At 64.7% G+C, this 964-nt stretch carries 1 protein-coding gene; it reads left to right on the forward strand.

All coding sequences use genetic code 11. From position 1 onward, the window contains the following. Positions 1–258: 258 nt before the first annotated feature. Positions 259–964 (forward strand): ATP-binding protein (locus tag ELR45_RS08725; RefSeq protein ID WP_129665792.1); only part of this gene is annotated, 706 nt, incomplete at its 3' end.

The raw sequence follows: 964 nt of genomic DNA on the forward strand, positions 1-964 counted from the left end.
CCGCTCCCGCGTCGGCGCGCAATGCGCCCGCGGCCTCATTGACCAGCGAGCGCACCCCGCCCAGATGTCGTGACATCTCATCGACTCGCGTGCTGTCCCCGGGCCCTACCCGCCCGCACATTCCTAATGTGCGCCTCGATCTCTCCGACTGCATGCCTTCCATCTTCCATCACCGGATGGTGATCTCAATTCCAGCAAGGTACTGTCACATTTGCGTGACAAAGACAACCGTTCCTTCCAGATCCGATCCAGGTGCACATGCCCCACATCCCGCCGGACCCGCTTCCCTCGCACGACGCAGTCCTGGACCCCGAAACAACTTCCAATGTGTCCCCGGTCGAGGCTCTGATCGACGCGGCGCTCTCACAGCTGAAGCATCTCGCCCCACACTCATACGAGCTCGCGCACAAAGTGCAGAAGCGAGCGCTCGACGCCGCCATGATCTCAGAGGCGGCCGAACGCCGCGGGCTGGACGTGCTCAGGCTCTCCCGGCAGACCGAGGTGATCAGCCGCGAGTCGTTCGCGGTGGGCTTCCATCAGAACATGAGCTCAACTCTCACGGCCCTCGACCGCCAGGTCACCAACGACAAGCTCATCACCAAACGCATCCTGTCCGAGCACGGACTGCCGGTGGCGCGTGGCGAAGTGGTCGACAGCCTCGACGACGCACTCGCCGCCATGCGGCGAATCGGGCCACCTGTCGTGGTCAAACCGGTCCACGGCAGCGGGGGCAAGGGCGTCACGGTCAACATCCACGACGAAGACGAACTACGGGCCGCCGCCGACGAGGCCTTCTCGCGGGCCCGGCGGATCCTCGTAGAAGAGATGTGCGCCGGGATCGACCTGCGCATCATGACGGTCGCCGGGAAGTCCGTGGCGGCGATGCTGCGAGTCCCGGCCAATGTCGTCGGCGACGGTACGTCCAGCATCCGTGAGCTCATCGCGCAGAAGAACCAGCTGCGTT

The sequence above is a fragment of the Phytoactinopolyspora endophytica genome (assembly GCF_004138495.1).
In the GTDB taxonomy this organism is placed as follows: Bacteria; Actinomycetota; Actinomycetes; order Jiangellales; family Jiangellaceae; genus Phytoactinopolyspora; species Phytoactinopolyspora endophytica.